Genomic DNA, 21,569 nt, shown 5'->3' with positions numbered 1-21,569 from the left:
CGGTCCCGCATCGCGCGCCGGTCCCACATCGCGCGCCAGTCCCACATCGAGCGCCAGTCCCTCATCGCGCGCCCGCCCGCAGCCGCAGACCGCGTGGCGTCATCGAGAAGCCGGCGCCGGTCAGCGCCGCGACCACCGGCCCGGATGCCTGCGGACCGATCGCGTCGACCCCGTCGATCTTCGTGACGGTCATGCCGGCGAGCCGGCCGCTGCGGATCACCGCGGTGAGCGCGTCGGCGGCCCGTCGCAGCAGCTCGGGATCGTTGGTGAAGGACAGCACCGACCGACCACCGCGTTCGGCGAACAACGCGAGCGTGCCGTCGATCAGCGCCACCACCGCACCGGCCCGCCGGGTGGGGCGGTGCTTGTCGGTGACGTTCGCGACGCTGGTGGTGGTGCCGTCCACCGGAAGCGGGCCCTCGACAGGGCCTGCGATTGGTTCGGATTCACCCCCGCTGCGGGGCCTACCCGGCCAGGCCAGTGCGGCGCCGTAGGGATTGGCGGGGTCGGCAGCGGCCAGCACGATGGAGGTCTGCTGCTCCCCCGGTTCGCGCAGCCGGTCGACCGCGCCCGCGGTCGCGAACTGTGAGGCACCGAGTCCGTCGACGAAGTAGCCGCGCCGAACCCTGCCCGCTTCCTCGAAAGCGGCCAGCACCCGGTAGACAGCAGCGAACCCGCCCGGCGTCTGCTCTGCCTGCACGGCACCGCGGGTCACGATGCCGTGCCGGTCGAGCAGGATCTCCGCAGCCGCATGGGCCCGGACGGTCGGATCGATCTCCGGGGTAGGCACCAGCGCCCAGCGGCCGCTGACCACCGGCGGGGTGCGATGCACGCGGTGGGTCGTGACGCCGCCGGCCAGCGCCGCCCGTCCCATCCGCAGGCGCGGTGCTCTGGTCGGCTGCCGGGTCGTCGTCCGCCCGCCGGAGAGCTTGGCGCGGACCGGAGCGAACGTGTCGCCGGTGACCAGACCGGCGAACACCAGATCCCACAACGCTTCCGTCAGTACGGAATCGCCGCCGGATCCCGCTGACACCCGCTCTCCGGCAGCATCGGCCAACGCCCGGAAGAAGAAGGCGCCGCCCTGACCGAGTACTTCGAGCAGTGCCTGGTGCACCTCGCCGCGACCGTTGCCGGCAACCTCGCCCTCCGGGATCGGGATCGTGAGGGCGGCCGAGTCGGTCAGGTGCAAGCTCACCCAGCCGTCGTCACCGGCCAGCGAACCGTGCCCGGTCCAGATCACCTCTCCGGCGGCGGTCAGCTCGTCCAGCATGGCCGGGCTGTAGTCGGAAACCCTGGCGGGCAGCACGAGCGATTCGACCGAGGATGCCGGCAACACCGCGCCGGCGAGTTGCTCCACCGCCCGCAGTACCCCGTCGACACCGCGCAGCCGCCCGGATCCCTTGGTCACGCCGATCCCGTTCCACTGCGGCAGGAACGTCGAGAGTGCTTCAGGGGCAACGGGTTCGACATCGGCCCGGAGCGCGGTGAGTGAGCGGCGCCGCAGCAGTCGGAGCACCTCGGCGTCGATGAACTCGCTGGCCTGGGTCGGCGGCGTGTGGGCGGCATCGAACGGATCGACAGGCAGCGCCCCGACCGGCCGGAGCTCACCCTCGGCGATCCGTCCCGAGCCGGACAGCCGACGTAGGGCATCGAGGACGACGGCGACGCCGATGCCGTACCGGGCGGCCGGGGCGGCGGGGACGAACGGACCACGCGTGCGCGCGTAGCGCCCGATCAACCTGCCGATCGGGTCCTCGACCGTTTCCAGGAACGTCTCGGCGACACCCGTCGGGAGCGGGGTGCCGAGCCCGTCACGCAGCATCGCGGCGTCCACCGGATCCGCCAGCATCTCGCGGCCGCCGATGCGGACGTCGATGGCACGTCTGGCGGCCCGGAGGGCAGCGACCGACTCGTCGTGGTCGAGGTCGGGGACGGTGCGGGCGGCGATCTCCTCGAGGGTCAGTGGGCCGAGCACACGCAGCAGATCGGCGACCTCGTCGGTCGTCCTGGCCCGCCGGTTCTCGCTGAGTCGCTGCAGGTCTGCCTCGGCGGCGACCACGGCCGCGGGGTCGAGCAGATCGCGCAGACCGGGTGCATCAGCCCCGCAGAGCAGCTCTGCCAAGAGGTTGGGGTCCAGGGTGAGCGCAGCAGCGCGGCGCTCGGCCAGCGGCGAGTCACCGTCGTAGATGAACTGGGCGACGTACCCGAACAACAACGAGGAGGCGAATGGGCTGGGTTGCGCCGTCTCCACCTCGATGATGCGAACCTGCCGGTTGGCGATGCTGCGGTGGAGCTCGGCGAGGGCAGGGACGTCGAACACGTCCTGCAGACACTCGCGGACGGCCTCGGCGATGATCGGGAACGACGGGTAGCGGCTCGCCACCTCGAGCAGCTGTCCGGCACGCAACCGCTGCTGCCACAACGGTTGCCGGGCGCCGATCTGCCGGCGCGGCAGCAACAGCGCGCGGGCGGCGCACTCCCGGAAGCGGGAGGCGAAGACGGCCGAGCCACCGATCTGGTCGGTCACCTCGGCCTGCAACAGATCGGGGTCGAGGGAGATCAGGTCGAGCAGATCGGGGAAGCCGCCCTCGAACTCGATGTCCGGCAGCCGCAGCACGATGCCGTCGTCGGCGTGCATGGCGGCGACGTCGACGCCGAAGCGCTCCCGCATCCGGGCCGCGACCACCAGTGCCCAGGGCGCGTGCACCGCGGCGCCGTAGGGCGAGTGGATCACCAGCCGCCAGTCGCCGAGCTCGTCGCGGAACCGCTCCAGGACCAGCGTTTTCTCATCCGGCACGATCCTGGTCGCTGCCTGCTGGTCGTTCAGGTAGGTGAGCAGGTTGTTGGTGGCGTTGGCATCGAGACCGATCGCGGTCAGTCGCGCGTGGGCGGCCTCCGGCGCGCCGACGATCTCCCGGACGAACGCACCGTGCGCCATCCCCAACTCGGCCGGTCGGCCCAGGCTGTCCCCTCGCCAGAACGGCAGCTTGCCGGGCTGACCGGAGGCCGGCACCACCAGCACCCGGTCGTGGGTGATGTCGACGATCCGCCAGCTGCTGGAACCCAGCGCGAACACGTCACCGACCCGCGACTCGTAGACCATCTCCTCGTCGAGCTCGCCGACGCGGCGGCCAGGACCCTCCCCCGAGGCGAGGAACACGCCGAACAGTCCCCGGTCCGGGATGGTCCCGCCCGAGGTGATCGCCAGCATCTGGGCACCCGGCCGCGGGGTGAGCAGACCGGACACCCTGTCCCACACGATCCGCGGCCGGAGCTCGGCGAACTCTTCGCTGGGATAGCGACCCGACAGCATGTCCAGCACCGCGTCGAGGGCTCCGCGACCCAGTCCCGCGAACGGGGCCGATCTGCGCAGCAGCGCCTGCAGATCGTCGACGGTGATCGGGTCCATCGCGACGATCGCGACGATCTGCTGGGCGGCGACGTCCAGCGGCAGCGACGTCACCGACAGCGATTCGATGGCACCGGTCTGCATCCCGGCGGCCACCACTGTGGAGGACAGCAGGTCACCGCGGAACTTCGGGAAGATGACGCCGTGGCTCGGCGCTCCCACCTGGTGCCCGGCCCGGCCGATCCGTTGCAGCCCACCGGCAACGCTGGGTGGCGACTCCACCTGGATGACCAGGTCGACGGCGCCCATGTCGATCCCCAGCTCGAGACTGGAGGTCGCCACAACGGCCGGCAGCCGGCCGGACTTCAGCTCGTTCTCGATGATCGAGCGCTGTTCGGCCGAGACGCTCCCGTGGTGCGCCCTGGCGAGCACCGGCGGTGCCCCTTCGGACGTGCCGGACTGGGCCATCACCTCGGCGGGCGACGACGTCCCGGGATCCAGCCCCGCTCCGGTGCGTTCGGCGTGGATCTCGTTGATCCGAGCCGTCAGCCGTTCCGCCAACCGGCGGGAGTTGGCGAACACGATCGTCGAGTGGTGCTGCTCGATCAGGTCGACGACCCGCTCCTCGACGTGCGGCCAGATGGACGTCCGGCGCGGCTCACCGGCGCTGGCGCCGGACAGGTCCTCGGTGGGGACGCCCAGCTGAGTCATGTCCTCGACCGGGACGATCAGGTCGACGTCGATCACCTTGGTGGAGGGCGGCGCGACCACCGTGACAGCTCGTCCACCGGCGAGGAACCGCGACGCCTCCTCGACCGGGCGCACCGTTGCCGACAGTCCGACCCGCTGCGCCGGTCGCTCGAGCAACGCGTCGAGTCGATCGAGCGAAACCGCGAGGTGCGCACCACGTTTGGAGCCGGCGATCGAGTGGACCTCGTCCAGGATGACGGTCTCGACACCCGCCAGCATCTCCCGGGCCCGACTGGTCAGGATCAGGAACAACGACTCGGGGGTCGTGATGAGGATGTCGGCCCCGTCCCGGGCGAATGAACGTCGGTCGGCAGCTGAGGTGTCTCCGGACCGCACCGCCACCGAGATGTCGGGTACGGGCAGTCCCTGCGCTCGGGCGAGGCCGGCGATCCCGGCCAGCGGCGAGCGGAGGTTGCGCTCCACGTCGACCGCCAACGCCTTGATGGGCGACAGGTACAGCACCTTGCACCGACCGGCCGCCTGCGCGGCCGTCGCAGCCTTCGTCGCGGCAGACGCCCTCGGCCTGGTCAATCTCGTCGCGGTGGAAGCTCCGAGCCTCGTGGCCGTGGGTGCGGTGGACTCCGCCGTGGCCGAGCCGCCACCGACCATGACGGGTGCCGGTGTTCCGCCGGCGCGTACTAGTGCGTCGATCGACGACAGGAAGGCCGACAGGGTCTTGCCTGATCCGGTGGGAGCGACCACCAGCGTGTTGTCGCCGCGGCCGATGGCCTCCCACGCACCGATCTGGGCGGGGGTGGGAGCGGCGAAGGAAGAGTCGAACCAAGCGCGGACCAGCGGGGAGAAACGCGCCGTCGGCCCAGCCTGCTCCGAGGATCGCGGTCGTTCCGCCCGGGGTGTCACGCACTCCATTGTTCCCACCGGGTCCGACACTCATGCCGGTGAGCGCAGCCACAGGTGCTCGATCTGCACACCCCCGGTGCAGATCGAGCCACGCTGCTGCACCGACTGTAGATAAGTTTCGTCGATATGGGAACATGAAACATCATGTCCCAAACTGAGCACCCTGCGGCAGTCCCGTTCCGGGGTCGGCAGCCCCGGCTCACCCAGGCGCACGTGCAGGAACGGCTGCTCGACACGGGCAGTCGGATGGTCGCCGGCGCAGGCCTCACCGTCGGACTGGATCACCTCCGCTACGAGGAGGTGATCGTCCATGCCGGAGTGTCCCGCAGCGCCGCCTACCGCTGCTTCCCGAACAAGGACGCCTTCCACGCCCGGTTGCTCTGCACCCTCGCCGACTCGAGTTGGGCAGGGGTGGCGGCCTTCGATGCACAGACGATCAGCGTCGCAGTCCGAACGGTGGTGCGGCGCCGGGCCGAACTCGGGACTCCCGACGGCCGGGCCGCGGTGATGATGGACGCCTGCCGACTGGCAGGGGAACGCAATTTCCGCTCCCTCGTCACCACTCCCGGCTGGCGGACCTACATCGCGCTCAACGCAGCGCTGCTCTCGATGCCGGACGGTCAGGTGAAGACCGACCTCGCCGCTGCGCTCAGCAGGGCGGAGACCAAGTTCATCGACCTGATGGCCTCGTTCTACCGCGCGATGGGCAAGGTGATCGGGATGCGCCTGCGACCCGAGTTCGGGGACGACTACCGCTCGATGGCTGCGCTCAGCGCGGCCGTGTTGGAAGGTCTGGGGCTGCGGCACGCGCTCAACCCTGGGGTGACCTCCGCCCGCTTCGCCACGGCCCCGTTCGACATCCACGGACCGGACTCCGCAGCAGCGGACACCGAGGACGCGGACACCGACTGGAGCCTGGGCGCGATCGGGTACGCAGCGATCATCAGCTCGATGTCGGAACCGGACCCCGACTGGGAGCCCTCGTTCCTGGATCCCCTGGACGAGATGGCTGCAAACTTCCTGCTGGACTGAACAAGTCCTCCTGCATCACGGGTGAACGCTCAACGGTCAGAGACGGGACCCGGTTCGGTCGCCCGGGCGGTCGACTCCCGGGGCAGCAGCTCCCACGGCACCTCGATCCGGCGGGCGTCGGAGGAGTCACCGTCGATCCGAGCCTCCAACACCTCCAACACCCGCTGCGCCAGCAGTTGCAGATCAGGTCGGATGGTGGTGATGGTCGGTGTGCTGTATCGGGTTTCGTCGATGTCGTCGAATCCGGCGAGCGCGATCTCCCCCGGGACGTCGACCCCGGCCTCGCGGCACGCCCGCAGCGCACCGATCGCCATCAGATCGTTGAAGCAGAACACTGCGTCCGGGCGTTCCGGCAGCGCCAGGAGTTGGTGCATCGCAGCGTATCCGCTCTCCCTGTCCCACCGGTCCGGCTCGACCTCGTGCTCGGCCGAACGCTCGAAACCGTGGTGCGCCAATGCTTGTGCGAAACCGATGGTCCGGGCAGTGGAGGTTCCCGAGTGGGCTCCGGCGCCGATCGAGGCGATCCTCCGCCGACCCAGGGCGATGAGATGCTCGGTCATCGCACGGGCCGCCGCCACCGAGTCGATGGCCACGTGGTCGTACCCGACCGGCACCTCGCGCTCACCGAGCAGGACCATCGGCACGTCGTCGGTCCTGGCCGCGATGCGCTCGCCGGCGATCGCCAGCGGCGAGAAGATGACGCCGTCGATCATGTGGGAACGCATCCCGTCCAGCACCAGCTGCTCGTTCTGTTCGGTGCCGTCCGTCGGGTCCAAGAGCAGGATGTACCCGCGGCGGGTCGCCTCCGCCGCCAGCACCGCGGCCACCTCGGCGAAGTAGGGCTCGGTGATCCGGGGCAGCGCAAAGGCCAGGAAGCCCGCCTTTCCGTGCTTCAGACGCCGGGCGGACAGGTTGGGGCGGTACCGGAGTTCGTCGATCGCCGCCTGTACCTTGGCCCGGGTCTGCGGTGTGATGTGCGGGTAGTCGTTGATCACGTTGGACGCGGTCTTGACGGACACCCCAGCGCGGGCGGCGACGTCCTTCAACCGGACCGCCATCTGCTGCTCCCTTGCTCACCGACGCCCCCGCCAGGGAGCAGTCTCCCCGCAGGACGGACGAAAAGTTTCCCGACCCCTGTTTACAAGCCAGGTGAACCGTTGTAAAACTGTCCTACAGCTTCAGGTTAACCGTTGTAAACCGGTATCCGTCCCCCGGGATCCGCCCACTGCCCCCCACTGACGAGGAGCACGCGTGAGCAACGCGACGATCAGGATCGACCCCGCCTTCATCATCGGTGCGCTCAACCGCCGGATCTTCGGGACCTTCGTCGAGCACATGGGGCGGTGCGTCTACACCGGCATCTACGAGCCCGAGCACGCCACGGCGGACGAGTTCGGCTTCCGCGGAGACGTTGCGGATCTGGTACGCGAACTGGGCCCCACCCTCGTTCGCTATCCGGGCGGCAACTTCGTGTCGAACTACCGCTGGGAAGACGGGGTCGGTGCCAAGGCCGACCGTCCGACAGTGCTCGACCTGGCCTGGAGATCGATCGAGACGAACCAGGTCGGTACCGACGATTTCCTCGCCTGGTGCGCCCGGATGGAGATCGAGCCGATGATGGCCGTCAACCTCGGCACCCGTGGTCTGGCCGCGGCGATCGAGCTGGTGCAGTACGTCAACTCCCCGACCGGCACAGCGGTGGCGGATCGTCGCGCCGCCAACGGCTTCGAGAAGCCGCACGACGTGCGGCTGTGGTGTCTCGGCAACGAGATGGACGGCCCGTGGCAGATCGGTCACCAGACGGCGACGGAATACGCGCGCCTGGCCGAGGAGACGGCAAAGGCCATGCACCGCATCGATCCCGGTCTGGAGCTGGTCGCCTGCGGCTCGAGCAACAGGGCCATGCCCACCTTCGGTGAGTGGGAACGGGTCGTGCTGGAGCGGTGCTTCGAGCACGTCGACCACATCTCGGCGCATGCCTACTACGAACCCCATGACGGCGACCTGCAGTCGTTCCTGGCCAGCGGCGAGGACATGCAGCGCTTCATCTCCTCCGTGGTGGCCACGGCCGACCACGTCGCGGCGCTACAGCGTTCGGAGAAGCGGATCACCGTCTCCTTCGACGAGTGGAACGTCTGGTACCAGCAGCGATTCAACGGCGAGAACTCGATCGAGGTCCAGCACGCCCCACGGCTCATCGAGGACGTCTACACCGTGCTCGATGCGGTGGTGGTGGGTGATCTGCTGATCACCCTGATCAACAACACCGACCGGGTCGCGGTCGCCTGCCAGGCCCAACTCGCCAACATCATCGCGCCGATCATGACCGAACCGGACGGCCCCGCCTGGCGCCAGACGATCTTCCATCCGTTTGCGCTCGCGGCCCGTCACGCCTCCGGCACGGTACTGCGACCGGCTGTCTCCACACCGTCGGTGGACACCGCGGCGCTCGGGCGGGTGCCGGCCCTGACCACGGCCGTGACCGTCGATCTGGCAACCGGCCGCGGCACCGTCCTGCTGGCCAACCGCCACCTCACCGACGAACTGGAGGTGGTGGTCGATCTCAGCGCGCTGGGAGTCATCGAACTCCTCGAGCACGTGTACCTCGCTGACGACGATCCGCACGCGAGCAACACGGCTGCCGATCCCGAACGCGTCGTTCCGCAGCCGGGATCGGCCCGGATCTCCGGCGGCCTGCTCGAGTTCACCGCGCCGGCAGTCTCCTGGCACTGCATCAGATTCACCATCCCGGCTACCTGATCCGCATCCAGCCCCACACCCCGCACTTCCCGCTTCGCATCAAAGGAGATGCCCATGAACCATCAAGAGCACAGTTCGCTCGCCCAGGCCGAGGCGCGGAAGTCGTTGTCCCGCCGTGGTTTCCTGACCGGCAGCCTCGGAGCCGCTGCGAGCTTCGGCCTCGCAGCCTGCGGCAAGGGGTCCAGCGCGGTTCCCGGCCAGAACACGGCACCCACTCTCAGCGGCAGCGCCGCGGTGAGCGCGGGCGGCGGCGCCGGGTACACCGGGCCGAAGGTGGCCCTGCAGTTCTGGAACGGCTTCACCGGCGGTGACGGCCCGGTGATGAAGAAACTCATGGAGCAGTTCAACACCGAGCACCCGAACATCGCCGTCTCGATGAACACCCAGCAATGGGCCGATTACTACAAGAAGCTGCCCGCCGCGGTCAGCGCGGGCAAGGGTCCGGACATCGGCATCATGCACGTCGATTCGGTGGCCACGAACGCCGCGCGCAGCGTCATCCAGCCGCTCGACGACGTCGCAGCGGCGCTCGGGCTGACCGAGGACGATTTCGCTCCGGTGCCGTGGAAGGCCGGTATCTTCCGCGACCGCCGGTACTCGATCCCGCTGGACGTGCACCCGCTGGGCTTCTTCTACAACAAGGACGTGATGGAGAAGGGCGGTCTGGATCCGGAGAAGCCGCCGACCACCGGTGACGAGTACAGCGCGGCTCTGGAGACGCTCAAGGCTAAGGGCATCCAGGGTCACTGGATCACCCCGTTCCCGTTCACCGCCACCCAGACCGTGCAATCGGTCCTCTGGCAGTACGGCGGCGACATGATCTCGCCGGACGCATCCCAGGTCATGTGGGCCGAGGACGCCGGCGTGAAGGCGCTCACCTGGTACGCATCGCTCGTGACGGACGGGTACTCCCCCGCCAAGCAGGCCCAGGACGCCGACTTCGTCGCTCTCGAGAACGGCCGCAGCGCTTTCAACTGGAACGGCATCTGGCAGGTCAACACGATGAAGACCCTCGAGACCGAGAAGAAGGTCAAGTGGGGTGTCGCTGCGTTGCCGACCATCGGTGAGAAGCCCGCCGCCTGGGCCGGATCCCACCAGTTCGTACTGCCGACCCAGAAGACCCCGGACGAGAACAAGGCGTTGGCCTCCAGAGTGTTCATCAACTGGATCAGCCAGCAGTCGGTCGCCTGGGCTGCCGGCGGCCAGGTCCCGGCCCGCAACTCGGTCCGCGAATCGGCCGAGTTCAAGGCCATGAAGGAGCAGTCGGCCCTGGCGGCCCAGATCGACAACCTGCACTTCCCGCCGGCCGTCGCCGGCATCGGCGACGCCTACGTCGAGTGGGAGAAGGCGATCTCCGAGGTGGTATCCGGTGGCAAGGACGTGAAGACCGCGCTCTCGGACGCCGCGGGACGCGCGACGAAGGTCCTCGAGGCCAACAAGAAGAAGTACGGCTGATCCGATGAGCCAGCTGACGGTTCCTTCCCGGCCGACCGGCGCCGAGGCGTCGGCCGGGTCGGGCGCGGCCCGGTCCGGGACCAACGAGATCAAGCGCAGCGGCGGCATCCGCGGTTCCCGCTGGACCGGATATCTGTTCCTGGCACCGTTCCTGGTGCTGTTCGGCGTCTTTGTGGCCTATCCGGCCGTCTACGGGATCTGGATCTCCCTGCACGACTGGGACTTCCTGCTGCCCGGTAAGCCGTTCGTCGGGTTGGACAACTACGCAGCGCTGTTCGATCCCGAATCCGTGTACTCCGCCGGCTTCTGGGAGTCCATGGGCCACACGGCGATCTTCACCGTCATCAGCGTGCCGTTCCTGGTCGTCATCCCCCTCTGGCTCGCGGTGTTGTTGAACCGGAAGTTCCCGGGCCGCACCTTCTTCCGCGCAGTCTTCTTCGCCCCGTACGTGCTGGGTGTCGCAGTCGTCGGGTTGATGTGGCGCTACCTGCTGGACCCCGAGTTCGGGTTCGTCAACCAGCTGGCGGGCAGCGTCGGGCTCCCCGGGAACCTGCCGTGGACCACCGGCCAGCCCTACGCCTGGATCTCGCTGGTCGTGGTCACGGTGTGGTGGACGGTCGGGTTCAACGCGGTCATCTACCTGGCTGGGCTCGCGAACATCGGCAAGGAGCAGTACGAGGCCGCCGAGTTGGACGGTGCTTCGTCCGCCCAGCAGTTCCGGTTCATCACCGTGCCCGGTCTCCGGCCGGTGCTGATCTTCGTCTCGGTGACCACGATCCTGGCCTCTGCCAACATGTTCGGGCAGTCGTACCTGATCACCCAGGGCGGTCCGGACGAGTCGACCAGGACGGCGATCATGGAGATCACGGACCTGGGACTGTCCCAGTTCAAGATGGGTCAGGCCTCCGCGATGAGCTACGTGCTCGCGGTGTTCCTGTGCCTCGTCGCCCTCGGCAACTTCGCCATCCTCAGGGAGCGCAAGTCATGAGCGTGCAGAGCCCTGCCGGTCCACCCGTGGTGCCGCCGGAAGTCGCGTCGGGCGCGGTGCGCAGTGCCGCCGAGGAGGAGCAGACCTCCCGGTCCGGTGTCGTCCGCAAGAACGGCCCGCTGTTCTGGCTCACCATTGCGCTGCTGACCGTCATCTTCATCGGGCCGCTGCTCTGGATGCTGGGGACGGCATTCAAGTCGGAGAACGAGGCGCGCTCGGTCCCGCTCACCTGGCTCCCGTCGTCGCTGAACACCACGTCCTTCTCGACCCTGTTCGACTCCGACGACAGCCCGATCCTGCTGTGGCTGGGCAATTCGCTGCTCGCAGCGAGCCTGCATGCACTGCTCGTCATCGTCGTCTGCTCGTTGGCGGGCTATGCACTGGCACGCCTCGACTTCCCGGGCAAGCGGATCATGTTCGGGCTGATCATCGGCACGCTGTTCCTGCCGGGCTTCATCTTCCTGATGCCGAACTTCTTGACGCTCAACGAGATCGGCTGGCTGGACACAGTCTGGGCGCTCGTCGTCCCCGGCGCGGCCGGTGCGTTCGGAGTGTTCTTCATGCGCCAGTTCTTCCTGGGCATCCCGGTGGAGTTCGAGGAGAGCGCCCGCATCGACGGCGCCGGTCCGTTCCGGACCTTCTTCTCCATCATCCTGCCCAACGCGCGGCCCGCGGTAGCCACCCTGGCGGTGCTCAGTTTCCTGGCCAACTGGAACGACTTCATCTGGCCCATCTACGTGCTGTTCTCGCCGGAACGGCTCACGCTGCCGGTCGGCCTGTCCAAGCTCCAGGGGGCCTACACGATCAACTATCCGGTGATCATGGCCGGCGCCTGCCTGGCTGCGTTCCCGGTGCTCATCGTCTACTCACTGTCCCAGCGCTACATCATCGAGGGTGTGGCCAGCAGCGGCATCAAGGGCTGATCCGGGCTCTCCCTCCAGGAAAGGCGTACCAGTGTCCTCTCGTCGCACTCTCCCCCGCCATGCTCTCGGGCTGGCTCTCGCCGCGCTGGTGACGGTCGGACTCGCTCCGGCAGTTCCCGTCTCAGCACATCCTGTTTCAGCACTTCCAGTTGCGGCACAACCGGGTGCCGCTGTCCGGGCAGTGCCGGCGAGCACGGACAACGCCGTGTCGGACAGCTTCTCCGACACATTCGCCGACCCGTCGGTGATCCTCGCCAAGGACGGTTGGTGGTACACGTACTCGACCGCTGATCCACTGCGAGCCGGTGATCCCAGCGGAATCATGCACATCGCCCGTACCCACGACTTCGCATCCTGGGAGTACCTGGGCACCGTGTTCGACGAGACGAACAGGCCGGCCTGGGCAGCACCGACCGCCGGTCTCTGGGCGCCGGACATCCGCTACCTGAACGGACAGTACGTCCTCTACTACACGGTCACGGACACCTCGCTGAACGCCGGCGAGGACTCCGCCATCGGGGCTGCGACGGCACCGTCACCCGTCGGTCCCTGGACCCCCGCGACCGCACCGGTGGTCGCGCCCCGCGCGAACGGCGACAACTGGTTCTTCACCATCGATCCGGCCGGTCTCACCGACGTCGACGGCCGCCGGTATCTGTACTGGGGCAGCTTCGGCGGCGGCGGGTTCGTCACCCGACTCTCCGACGACGGTCTGCGCGCGGTCGGCACCCCGGTACCGACCACCACCGACAGCCGCTACGAGGGGCCCTACGTGGTTCGCCACGACGGCTGGTACTACCTGATGGCGTCCACGGCGAACTGCTGCGCCGGCCCGGCGACCGGCTATTCGGTCTACGCGGGACGCTCTCGATCACCGCTCGGCCCGTTCGTCGACAAGGACGGGACCTCCCTGCTCGACCCCCAGGTCGGCGGCACACCGGTGATGCACCAGAACGGCAACCGCTTCATCGGAGTGGGCCACCACGCCCTCACCACCGACACCACCGGGCGGACGTTCATCGTCTATCACGGCATCGACCGGAACCGCCCGTGGCTGGATGTCCCCTTCGGGATCAACCGGCGCCCCATGTTGATCGACCGGGTGGACTGGATCGACGGCTGGCCCGCGGTGCGGGCAGGGGCCGGACCCAGCGACACCCCGCAGCCGGCGCCGATCGCCGGATCGCTGCTCGGCATCACGCCGGCCGATCCGGCTGCCGGGTCGGCCATCCGGGGCCTGCGTGACGGCCCGAACGACCCGCAGGCCGGTCGTACCGGCCGCCTCGACGGGGTCGCCGTCACCTCCATGCTTCCGAACGGCGACCTCACGATCGGTGTTGACGTCCGCGTCGACTCCCTCGCCCGTTCTCCGCTCGTCCTGACCCGACCGGGTGTGACGGTGGTCCTGGACCCCGCTCACCGCACCTTGACGACCCGGCTGGGTACCAGCCTCACCCGCGCCCCGGTCGCGGCCCGGACAGGGTGGGTTCGGCTGAGCATCAGCACGACCGAAGGCGGCCGGAAGGTGCTCGCCACCGTCTCGGAGAGTGGGCTCGCAGATCCGTATGCCGAGAGTTCGGTAAAGACCCGCAATCCCGCGATTCGCCGCGGGCCGCTGCTGTTGCTGGGCCGCGGCGCACTGGTCGACAACGTCAGCGTGCAGCTGAGGGCCACCTCGGCCCGCCAGCGGGTGGCCGTCCCACAACCACGACAGCTGCTGTGGCGCAACGATTTCGGCGTCGACACTCGCGGACTCGAATGGATCCGTCGGAACGACGCGGCCACCGTCGCCGGCGGCGCGTTGCGCTGGCCGGTCGAGGCGAGTGACCTGGTCGGCACCTCCAACACTGCCGGGCTGCTGGTCCGCGGTGCCCCGGCCGGCGATTGGATCGCCGAGACGAAGCTGACGCTGCCGCTCGGCGGTGGTCCCGGCGGGTACGAGCAGGTCCGCAACTACCAGCAGGCCGGCATGATCGTGCGCTCGAGCGACGACGACTTCGCCCGCCTGGGCATGGTCGCGATCGCGAAGACCCGGCAGACCGAGTGGGCCAGGGAGCTTCCCGACGCCGCCAGCGGTCGACTCGCGTTCGGCGGCGCGATCGTCGGGACTGCCGCCGACACCCTGTGGATGCGGATTGCCCATCACCGCAACGCCGGCGGCGAACATCTGTATCGCTCGGCAACCTCGCGGGACGGCGTGCACTGGACGTGGGGCGCGGTGTGGACCTTCCCGGCCGGATCGCGGCAGCAGGTCGGGCTCTACACCCACGGCGGCGACACTCCAGCGGCTGTGGCGTCCTTCGACTACCTGACGTTCAGCACCGCCGCCTGGCCGGCGGATCCGGGCGCGGGCGGATGAGCAGGCAGCACGTCCCCCGCCTGCTCGGAATCGCTGCCGCGGCCATGGTTCTGGCCGGCTGTGCGTCGGCGCCGGACAACGGACCCGCATCCTCCAGCCCGCCCGCGGCATCAGTGACGACCACCGGAGAAGCCATGAACGCCCCCGTCTACGACACCGACTTCCCAGACCCGGATGTGGTGGCGCTGGAGGGTGGCAGAGACTTTCTGGCGTTCGCCACCAACGGCAACGGCCGCAACGTGCAGGTCGCCGGGAGCGCCGATCTGCAGACCTGGGAGCAGCTCGACGACGCGCTGCCGGTGCTGCCGGGTTGGACCACCGAGGGAAAGGTGTGGGCACCCGAAGTCATCGCACTCGCCGACGGCCGGTGGGCGATGTACTACACGACGATGGCGCCCGACCCGGCGATCCAGTGCATCGGCGTCGCTCTCGCCGACGAGCCCGCCGGCCCGTACCGCGACACCCGCTCCGGTCCGCTGGTCTGCGAGACGAAGACAGGCGGGTCGATCGATGCGCACCCGTTCCGGGCGGCGAACGGTGCGTTGTACCTGTTCTGGAAGAACGACGGGAATGCAGTCGGTGTCGACACCTGGATCTCCGGCCAACGTCTGGCTGCCGACGGTGTCACCCTGCAGGGCTCACCGAAACAGCTGTTCCGGCAGGATCTTCCGTGGGAGGGCGAGCTCGTCGAGGCCCCGTTCCTGTGGGAGCACGACGGAAAGTTCTTCATGTTCTACTCGGCGAACAGCTATGCCTCGGCCGATTACGCCGTGGGGTACGCCGTGGCTGATCAGCCACTGGGCACGTACACGAAGAACCCGGAGCCGATCCTGGTTTCCGACGACGCCGCGGCCGGTCCTGGCCACTGCTCGCTGTTCACCGATGAGCACGGCCAGGTCTGGATGGCTTACCACGCCTGGCCGGGGGACGCACCCGGCGACGACGCATTCGGACGCTCGATGTGGCTCAGCAAGGTCAGCTTCGATGCGGCGGGGCTCCCGCTGGTCGTCCCGCCGGGAGGTTGACGGTGTCCGGCGCGCGTCACTGACCACTGAGCGGCTCCCCGACAGCGGTGATCGAGGACCCTGGAGATCGACGCCGACGATCCACGAGCGCCTGCGGCCCTACGGATTCAGCCGCCGGGAGCGGGTCCGTTCCCACCGAAGGCCTGAGCGATGAGGGCTGTCCCTGGTCCCGTCCGACCTCCTGGCCCGGGGTGCAGATCGATGTCGCCTGCGGTGACCGGCTCGCCGCACCCAAAGCATGCGAGCGCGAGTCCCGGCCGGCCGCAGGCGTGGTGGGTGAAGATCATCGGGGGTCCGTCCGGGGACATCCAGGTATCGCCCCACTGGGTCAGCGACACCAGGATCGGCATCAGTGCGCGGCCCCTGTCGGTGAGCGAGTACTCGTGCCTCGGCGGCCTGGACTGGTACTCGGTCCGCTCGATGATGCCGTGCTGCTGCAGATTCGCAAGCCTGTCGGTGAGGATCTGCTTGGAGATCCCCAGATCCTTCCGCAGGTCCTCGAACCGGCCGAGGCCGATGGTGAGATCCCTGACGATGAGCCACGACCACGCATCACCCAGCACGTCGACGGTCCGGGCGATCGAGCAGGCAACGGCAGCGAGATCGACTCTGGTCATCTCGTCATGATAGACAGTCTTGTAACAAGACTTATCACCCATCGAAGCGGGGGCCAACAGATCCCATGGTGACGATCAGGCCGAACGACCCGGACCCGGCAGTGCTCGACGGCCGCAACATCCGTGCGAGCGCCTTCGAGCCCGCCCAACGACAGCTCGCCGCCCAGCTCCAGGGACTGTTCGATCCCCGGCCGACCACCCGCAGGACGCTCACCGTCAACGCCGGCTACAGCCCGCTGCCAACCGTGCTGACCGATCACGGTTTTGCCGTCGAGGGCGCCGATCTCTGCGCCGCGGCGATCGAGGAGGCTCAGACGCGCTACCCGTCGATCGAACAGCAGCTGATCGACCGTCCGGAGCACCTGCCCTACTCCGACAACAGCTTCGACCTGGTGTGGTGCATCGACACCGTCGAGCACGCCGACCACCCGGAAGCCCTCATCTCCGAGCTGGCCAGGGTGACGTCGACCGGGGGCCGCATCGTGTTGGACACCCTGAACAACACGTTCCTGTCCCGGCTGGTGTATCTGCGCCTGTTCCAACAAGTACCAGGCACGAAGATCATGCCCGCGCACCGCTACCGCGCCGACCGATTTCGCACACCCGATCAACTCTCCGGACTGTGCCGCGCCGCCGGGTTGGACGTCGAACGCATCGTCGGGTACGAGCCGGCCTCGGCCGGCACCCTGATCACTTCGCTGCTGGCCCGTCGCCGCGGTCGCATCACCGATCGCGAGCTGGCCGCCAACGCGGGGTTTCGGCTCTCCGGATCCGGCCATCCGCCGCCCGTCACCTACTACGTGGTCTCCCGCAAGCACGGGGAGCGCTCCGGCGCCGGGTGAACGCCCCCGCCGCATTGATTGTTGGCGAACTCATCGCTCGATGGCGCCGCACTCGGGACCGGCCGTGTCGACCTCGAGCTCAGGCGGGCTCGGGTCGGGACACGGTGCGCTGCTGGAGCGCCCGCACGACGACTCCGAGCGCGATGCCCCAGAGCAGGAACAGCGGATCCCAGAACGCGAGATGCCAACCGAGCGCATGGCGATCGGCGTCCGCCGGAATCTCGATGACGCCGGTGAGGGCCAGCGCCCCGACCACCGTCAGCAGTCCGCCGTAGACGGTGAGCACCGCCGCGGCTCCCCATCCCGCCACGAGCAGCAGCAGCCGCGGGATGCGGGTGGGCCGGCGCGCCGTGAGTACCAGCAGCAACACGACTCCACAGGCCTTCAGCACGGTCGCACTCCAGGCGAGCCAGGACGCTCTGGCATCACCCGAGCGGGCCAGATCCTCGATCGCACCGCCGACGGTGTCGATCGCCCACAGACCTCCGACGGCCCAGTAGGCACTGATCAGGGTCTGCCCGAGGCTGATGACCAGTGCCGCGACCATGGCCACCAACTCGACCCGACGGCGCCCCGAGTTCCGGTTCGCCGCCATGCCGCCATCAGATCACGACGTACGCGGCACCGCCCGCCGACCTGTACTGTACAGATCTATGACAGGTCCATTGTTCCGGCAGATCGCCGCCGAGCTGCGGGAACGCATCGCGCTCGGTGACGTCGGCCCGGACGGCGCGCTGGAGAGCGAAGCCGCCCTCGGGGAGCGCTTCGGCGCCAGTCGGATGACGATCCGCAAGTCCCTGGAGCTCCTGCGGGACGAAGGACTGGTGGCGGCGCGACGCGGTGCGGGCTGGTTCGCGGCCGGCCGGGCATTCCACCAGCGCCTCGCCCTCGGCACCTTCCACCATGCGGCCTCGGCAGTCGCCGCCACCGGTCAGCAGCTCGTCCGCGAGGTCGTCTCGTTCGGCTTCGTGCCGGCACCGGAGCACATCGCCGGACTGCTCGCGGTTCCCAGCGCGACGCAGGTGTTGCTCTGCCGCAGCGTCCGTTCCGCAGCGGGTTCACCACTGGACCGTTCGACCGAGTGGCTGGCCGGCGACGCCGCCGCCGGCCTCTCCCGCTCTGCCGCAACGGATCCTGGGATCTGGCAGAGCCTGCGGCGGGCCGGAGTCACGATCGACAGCGTGCGTCAGAGCATCACCGCCGGGATCGCCGGGCCGACCGACGTCGAACTCCTCGGCGTACCGGCCGGGGCGCCGCTGCTGCTGGTGCGGCGACTGGCCGTCGACGCGGCGGGCGCGGTGGTCGCGCTGTCCGACCATCGCTACCTGGCGCACCGGTTCTCCCTCGAGGTCGAGTTCCACGGCTGGTCCGGGATCCAGGACCAGCCACCCGGCCTGCACGACACCGCCAACTGATCCCACCCTGCCCCACAATCCCGCCCCCATCACCAGGAGAGACTCATGCGCGTACTCGTCACCGGCGGCGCCGGCTTCATCGGCTCCAACTTCGTCCTGCGGATCCGTCAGACCCGCCCCGACTGGCAGATCACCGTCCTCGACTCGCTGACCTATGCAGCCAACGCCGACTCGTTGGCCCCGGTCGCCGACGAGATCGAGTTCGTGCAGGGCTCGATCGCCGACGAGGTACTGATCGACCGCCTCGTCGCGGCCAACGACCTGGTGATCCATTTCGCCGCCGAGTCCCACAACGACAACTCGCTCGACAACCCGTACCCGTTCGTCGAGACCAACGTCATCGGCACGTTCCGGATCCTGGAGGCGGTGCGCAAGCACGGCAAACGGCTGCACCACATCTCGACCGACGAGGTCTACGGCGATCTGGAACTCGATGATCCCGGGCGCTTCTCCGAGACGACGCCGCTCAACCCGTCCTCCCCCTACAGCTCCACCAAGGCGAGCGCAGACCTGTTGGTGCGCGCCTGGATCCGTTCGTTCGACATCACCGCGACGCTGTCCAACTGCTCCAACAACTACGGCCCGCGGCAGCACGTGGAGAAGTTCATCCCGCGGCAGATCACCGGCGTCCTGCAGGGCGTCAAGCCGAAGCTGTACGGCTCGGGCGAGAACGTCCGCGACTGGATCCACGTCGATGACCACAACGATGCGGTGGTGTCGATCATCGAGGACGGTCGGCCGGGCGAGACGTATCTGATCGGGGCAGACGGCGAGCAGAACAACCGGGAGATCATCGCCCTGCTGCTCGAGCTCATGGGCAAGCCGGCCGACTGGTTCGAGCACGTGAACGACCGGCCGGGTCACGACCTGCGATACGCGATCGATTCCAGCAAGCTGCGCGCCGAGACCGGCTGGCTCCCCCGCTACTCCGACATCCGTTCCGGGCTGCAGGCGACCATCGACTGGTACGCCGCCAACCCGACCTGGTGGACCTCATCGAAGGAGGCAGCCGAGCAGGTCTACACCCGTCTCGGCCGCTGACCCAGGCGGACCACCAGGCGCACCCCCGCCCCGTTCGCTGTCCTCACGGTCGTTTACCCGCCACGTTCGCGGACCTCACGGTCGTTTACCCGCCACGTTCGCGGACCTCACGGTCGTTTACCCGCCACGTTCGCGGACCACACGGTCGTTTGGCCGCCACGTTCGCGGATCACACGGTCGTCAGCGCTGAACAGACCCAGTTGTCCACACGCGTCGTTGTATCCACACTGCTGACCATTCCGGCGATCCGACCCCGAATCAGCTGCACCATTCCCTGGATGCGAACAACGACAGAGCTGCCAGAACTCCGCGGAGTCTTGAGCCGCAGCCGACTCATCGAGCTCGGCGTGACCGAGCGGAGACTCCGCACCGCAGTGGATCGCGCCGAGATCCTCAGACTTTCTGAAGGGCGCTACGTATCGGGCGACGAATGGGACTCGCTCGACGCGTGGGGCCGACTCCTCGCCCGCACGCGCGCGTTCGCGGCATCATCCTCGTCGGCCTACATCGTCTCCGGATGGTCTGCGCTCGCCCTGCACGGGGTCCCGGACATCGTTGCGCCGGCACCTACTCCGTCGCTGATCAGGCGGAAGTGGGGTACGAGCGGGTCTGACCGCACCACCTACGGCTACATCCGCAATTGTGTGCCTCCGGACGAGGCGATCACTGAGGTGGACGGTCTGCTCGTGCTGGAGAAGGGCTTCGCGATGGCGGATCTGGTCCGATCGACAGGCCGCCTCACCTCGCTGATCCTGGCCGACGCAGTGGCGGCGGATTCCCTTGCCGCCGAAGGGATGGCGCGCTCGCTGGTGACCTTGCGCAGGTGGCCACGGTTCCCCCGGAGTGAGTGGCTGGTCCGGCACACCGATCCTCTCTCGGAGTCGCCGCTGGAGTCCGCGGGCCGATTCCGCGCACTGCAGGCCGGACTTCCGGCTCCGATCTCGAACGCTTGGCTGGGCCCCGGCTACCCCGAGCGCCGGGTGGATCTGTGGTGGGAGCAGTACGCACTGGCCGGCGAGGCGGACGGAGCAGTCAAGTTCCTCGTCGATCCCGCACGAGCCGTGGCGTTGCAACACGCACGGCAGAGCTCGCTCGAAGGCCTTGGAGTTCGCTTCGTCCGCTACGACTGGTTCGGAGCATTCCGTCAATCGGAGGTTCTCGCTTCCCGCTTCAGCGCTGCGCTGGAAGCGCCACGACCACCACTGTCGAGATCGTTGCGATGGTGGCCCTGCCAGGAGGGCTGGGCAATCCGTCGGGGAGATGTCACGGTTGACGACTGCCCCGGCCGGGTCGTGGCGACCTCCTCCGATCGCACCATTCTCGGGTGACCGTCGATCACCTTTCCAGAACACCGACCGTCAGCACCGCGAACCACCCGGACAACCGACCGTCACGACCGCGACGTTGTGAGTGAGTGCTCACTCATTTACAGTCGGACCCGTGAGTCCACGAGCCGCAGCCCTGGCACCCGATGCGCGTCGCGCTCAGATCGTGGCGGCGGCGACCCCGCTGGTCCGCGAGCACGGGACGTCGGTGACGACGAAGCAGATCGCCGCAGCCGCCGGCATCGCCGAGGGCACCGTGTTCCGGGCATTCGCGGACAAGGAGACGTTGCTGCATGCCGTCGTCGAGGACGTGTTGCGGCCGGAGCCTGCCCTGCGGCAGATCGCGACCATCGACCTGGATCGACCGCTCGCTGCTGTGGTGCGCGACATCGCAGTCACCATGCAGGAACGCGTTCGGAGCGTCTTCGACATCATCATGGCGGTGCACTGGATGCCGGAGGCCGCGCGCAGGCCGGACCCGCAGCCGGATCCGATCACGCAGCGCGTCATCGAGATCCTGGAGCGCTTCCGCGACACCCTGTCCGTGGAGCCGGCCAAGGCCGCTGACGTGTTGCGCATCCTCATCTTCGCCGGCACTCATCCGATGATCAACGAGGGTCGCCCGCTGCTGGCGCAGGACATCACTGACGTACTGCTGCACGGCATCAGTCGGCGGGACGGCCCGTCAGCCGCTCCGCCCTGAGCGAGATCCACCCGTCCACCCGCTCACCGCGCTCGCTCTGGGCGAAATGATCTTGACCTCACCGCGACGTCAGGTCGCATCCTGATCACCGACCCGTACCGAACCGTCCGCCCCGCACCGACCC

16 protein-coding genes are annotated in these 21,569 nt (G+C 68.5%); 12 read left to right on the top strand and 4 right to left on the bottom strand.

All coding sequences use genetic code 11. The annotated features are described in order from the left end of the window. Window positions 1-61 precede the first annotated feature (61 nt). On the bottom strand, window positions 62-4,960 hold the full coding sequence (locus ABLG96_RS05105) for an ATP-dependent helicase (protein WP_353650316.1): 4,899 nt from the start codon (window positions 4,958-4,960) through the stop codon (window positions 62-64). Window positions 4,961-5,104: 144 nt separating this feature from the next. Between ABLG96_RS05105 and ABLG96_RS05100 the strand changes: the two genes are divergently transcribed. After that, entirely contained in the window at window positions 5,105-5,992 is an 888-nt protein-coding gene (locus ABLG96_RS05100; protein ID WP_353650315.1) for a hypothetical protein, read from the top strand. A gap of 29 nt (window positions 5,993-6,021) precedes the next feature. Here ABLG96_RS05100 and ABLG96_RS05095 read toward each other — a convergent pair whose 3' ends face one another. Then, window positions 6,022-7,050, bottom strand: coding sequence for a LacI family DNA-binding transcriptional regulator (locus ABLG96_RS05095; RefSeq protein WP_353650314.1), 1,029 nt, complete (start codon window positions 7,048-7,050; stop codon window positions 6,022-6,024). A gap of 193 nt (window positions 7,051-7,243) precedes the next feature. Between ABLG96_RS05095 and ABLG96_RS05090 the strand changes: the two genes are divergently transcribed. From ABLG96_RS05090 to ABLG96_RS05065, 6 genes are all read left to right on the top strand, one after another. Next, window positions 7,244-8,752 carry an alpha-N-arabinofuranosidase gene (locus tag ABLG96_RS05090; protein ID WP_353650313.1) on the top strand — a complete coding sequence of 503 codons (1,509 nt, stop codon included), beginning with the start codon at window positions 7,244-7,246 and terminating at the stop codon, window positions 8,750-8,752. Window positions 8,753-8,806: 54 nt separating this feature from the next. Next, window positions 8,807-10,207: an ABC transporter substrate-binding protein gene (locus tag ABLG96_RS05085; RefSeq protein ID WP_353650312.1), complete on the top strand. Its 1,401-nt coding sequence runs from the start codon at window positions 8,807-8,809 to the stop codon at window positions 10,205-10,207. 4 nt (window positions 10,208-10,211) lie between these two features. Continuing rightward, window positions 10,212-11,195 carry a sugar ABC transporter permease gene (locus ABLG96_RS05080; RefSeq protein WP_353650311.1) on the top strand — a complete coding sequence of 328 codons (984 nt, stop codon included), beginning with the start codon at window positions 10,212-10,214 and terminating at the stop codon, window positions 11,193-11,195. Then, the gene (locus ABLG96_RS05075) at window positions 11,192-12,118 is read left to right on the top strand and encodes a carbohydrate ABC transporter permease (protein ID WP_353650310.1); all 927 of its coding nucleotides are present in this window, start codon (window positions 11,192-11,194) and stop codon (window positions 12,116-12,118) included. Before ABLG96_RS05080 ends, ABLG96_RS05075 begins: the two co-directional genes overlap by 4 nt. A 205-nt stretch (window positions 12,119-12,323) precedes the next feature. Then, window positions 12,324-14,477, top strand: a complete 2,154-nt coding sequence (locus ABLG96_RS05070; protein WP_353650309.1) for a family 43 glycosylhydrolase — start codon at window positions 12,324-12,326, stop codon at window positions 14,475-14,477. A 134-nt stretch (window positions 14,478-14,611) separates the two neighbouring features. Further along, window positions 14,612-15,502 carry a glycoside hydrolase family 43 protein gene (locus ABLG96_RS05065; protein ID WP_353650308.1) on the top strand — a complete coding sequence of 297 codons (891 nt, stop codon included), beginning with the start codon at window positions 14,612-14,614 and terminating at the stop codon, window positions 15,500-15,502. Between the two features lie 107 nt (window positions 15,503-15,609). On the opposite strand, the gene ABLG96_RS05060 is transcribed toward ABLG96_RS05065, so the two are convergent. Continuing rightward, a complete protein-coding gene (locus tag ABLG96_RS05060; RefSeq protein ID WP_353650307.1) occupies window positions 15,610-16,119 on the bottom strand; it encodes a helix-turn-helix domain-containing protein in 510 nt (169 codons plus the stop codon). 68 nt (window positions 16,120-16,187) lie between these two features. On the opposite strand from ABLG96_RS05060, the gene ABLG96_RS05055 reads away from it, so the two are divergent. Further along, window positions 16,188-16,961, top strand: coding sequence for a methyltransferase domain-containing protein (locus ABLG96_RS05055; RefSeq protein WP_353650306.1), 774 nt, complete (start codon window positions 16,188-16,190; stop codon window positions 16,959-16,961). Window positions 16,962-17,040: 79 nt separating this feature from the next. Here ABLG96_RS05055 and ABLG96_RS05050 read toward each other — a convergent pair whose 3' ends face one another. Next, complete coding sequence (locus ABLG96_RS05050; protein ID WP_353650305.1) at window positions 17,041-17,556, bottom strand: DUF3995 domain-containing protein; 516 nt, start codon at window positions 17,554-17,556, stop codon at window positions 17,041-17,043. A gap of 58 nt (window positions 17,557-17,614) precedes the next feature. Between ABLG96_RS05050 and ABLG96_RS05045 the strand changes: the two genes are divergently transcribed. The 4 genes from ABLG96_RS05045 to ABLG96_RS05030 all read left to right on the top strand — a co-directional run bounded on the left by ABLG96_RS05045 (window position 17,615) and on the right by ABLG96_RS05030 (window position 21,445). Then, the gene (locus tag ABLG96_RS05045; RefSeq protein WP_353650304.1) at window positions 17,615-18,376 is read left to right on the top strand and encodes a GntR family transcriptional regulator; all 762 of its coding nucleotides are present in this window, start codon (window positions 17,615-17,617) and stop codon (window positions 18,374-18,376) included. Window positions 18,377-18,421: 45 nt separating this feature from the next. After that, the gene (gene rfbB / locus ABLG96_RS05040; protein WP_353650303.1) at window positions 18,422-19,417 is read left to right on the top strand and encodes a dTDP-glucose 4,6-dehydratase; all 996 of its coding nucleotides are present in this window, start codon (window positions 18,422-18,424) and stop codon (window positions 19,415-19,417) included. A gap of 278 nt (window positions 19,418-19,695) precedes the next feature. After that, window positions 19,696-20,745, top strand: a complete 1,050-nt coding sequence (locus ABLG96_RS05035; protein WP_353650302.1) for a hypothetical protein — start codon at window positions 19,696-19,698, stop codon at window positions 20,743-20,745. A gap of 112 nt (window positions 20,746-20,857) precedes the next feature. Next, entirely contained in the window at window positions 20,858-21,445 is a 588-nt protein-coding gene (locus ABLG96_RS05030) for a TetR/AcrR family transcriptional regulator (protein ID WP_353650301.1), read from the top strand. The last annotated feature ends 124 nt before the right edge of the window (window positions 21,446-21,569 follow it).

The sequence above is a fragment of the Nakamurella sp. A5-74 genome (assembly GCF_040438885.1).
In the GTDB taxonomy this organism is placed as follows: domain Bacteria; phylum Actinomycetota; class Actinomycetes; order Mycobacteriales; family Nakamurellaceae; genus Nakamurella.
Note: the sequence above shows the minus strand (reverse complement) of the source record. Positions and strands in the feature narration are given on the sequence as shown.

Coding starts and splice junctions, on each gene's coding strand:
- ABLG96_RS05100 (WP_353650315.1), top strand. CDS start 5,105: ATGTCCCAAACTGAGCACCCTGCGGCAGTCCCGTTCCGGGGTCGGCAG.
- ABLG96_RS05065 (WP_353650308.1), top strand. CDS start 14,612: ATGAACGCCCCCGTCTACGACACCGACTTCCCAGACCCGGATGTGGTG.
- ABLG96_RS05035 (WP_353650302.1), top strand. CDS start 19,696: ATGCGAACAACGACAGAGCTGCCAGAACTCCGCGGAGTCTTGAGCCGC.
- ABLG96_RS05095 (WP_353650314.1), bottom strand. CDS start 7,050: ATGGCGGTCCGGTTGAAGGACGTCGCCGCCCGCGCTGGGGTGTCCGTC.
- rfbB (WP_353650303.1), top strand. CDS start 18,422: ATGCGCGTACTCGTCACCGGCGGCGCCGGCTTCATCGGCTCCAACTTC.
- ABLG96_RS05075 (WP_353650310.1), top strand. CDS start 11,192: ATGAGCGTGCAGAGCCCTGCCGGTCCACCCGTGGTGCCGCCGGAAGTC.
- ABLG96_RS05080 (WP_353650311.1), top strand. CDS start 10,212: ATGAGCCAGCTGACGGTTCCTTCCCGGCCGACCGGCGCCGAGGCGTCG.
- ABLG96_RS05045 (WP_353650304.1), top strand. CDS start 17,615: ATGACAGGTCCATTGTTCCGGCAGATCGCCGCCGAGCTGCGGGAACGC.
- ABLG96_RS05060 (WP_353650307.1), bottom strand. CDS start 16,119: ATGACCAGAGTCGATCTCGCTGCCGTTGCCTGCTCGATCGCCCGGACC.
- ABLG96_RS05050 (WP_353650305.1), bottom strand. CDS start 17,556: ATGGCGGCGAACCGGAACTCGGGGCGCCGTCGGGTCGAGTTGGTGGCC.
- ABLG96_RS05085 (WP_353650312.1), top strand. CDS start 8,807: ATGAACCATCAAGAGCACAGTTCGCTCGCCCAGGCCGAGGCGCGGAAG.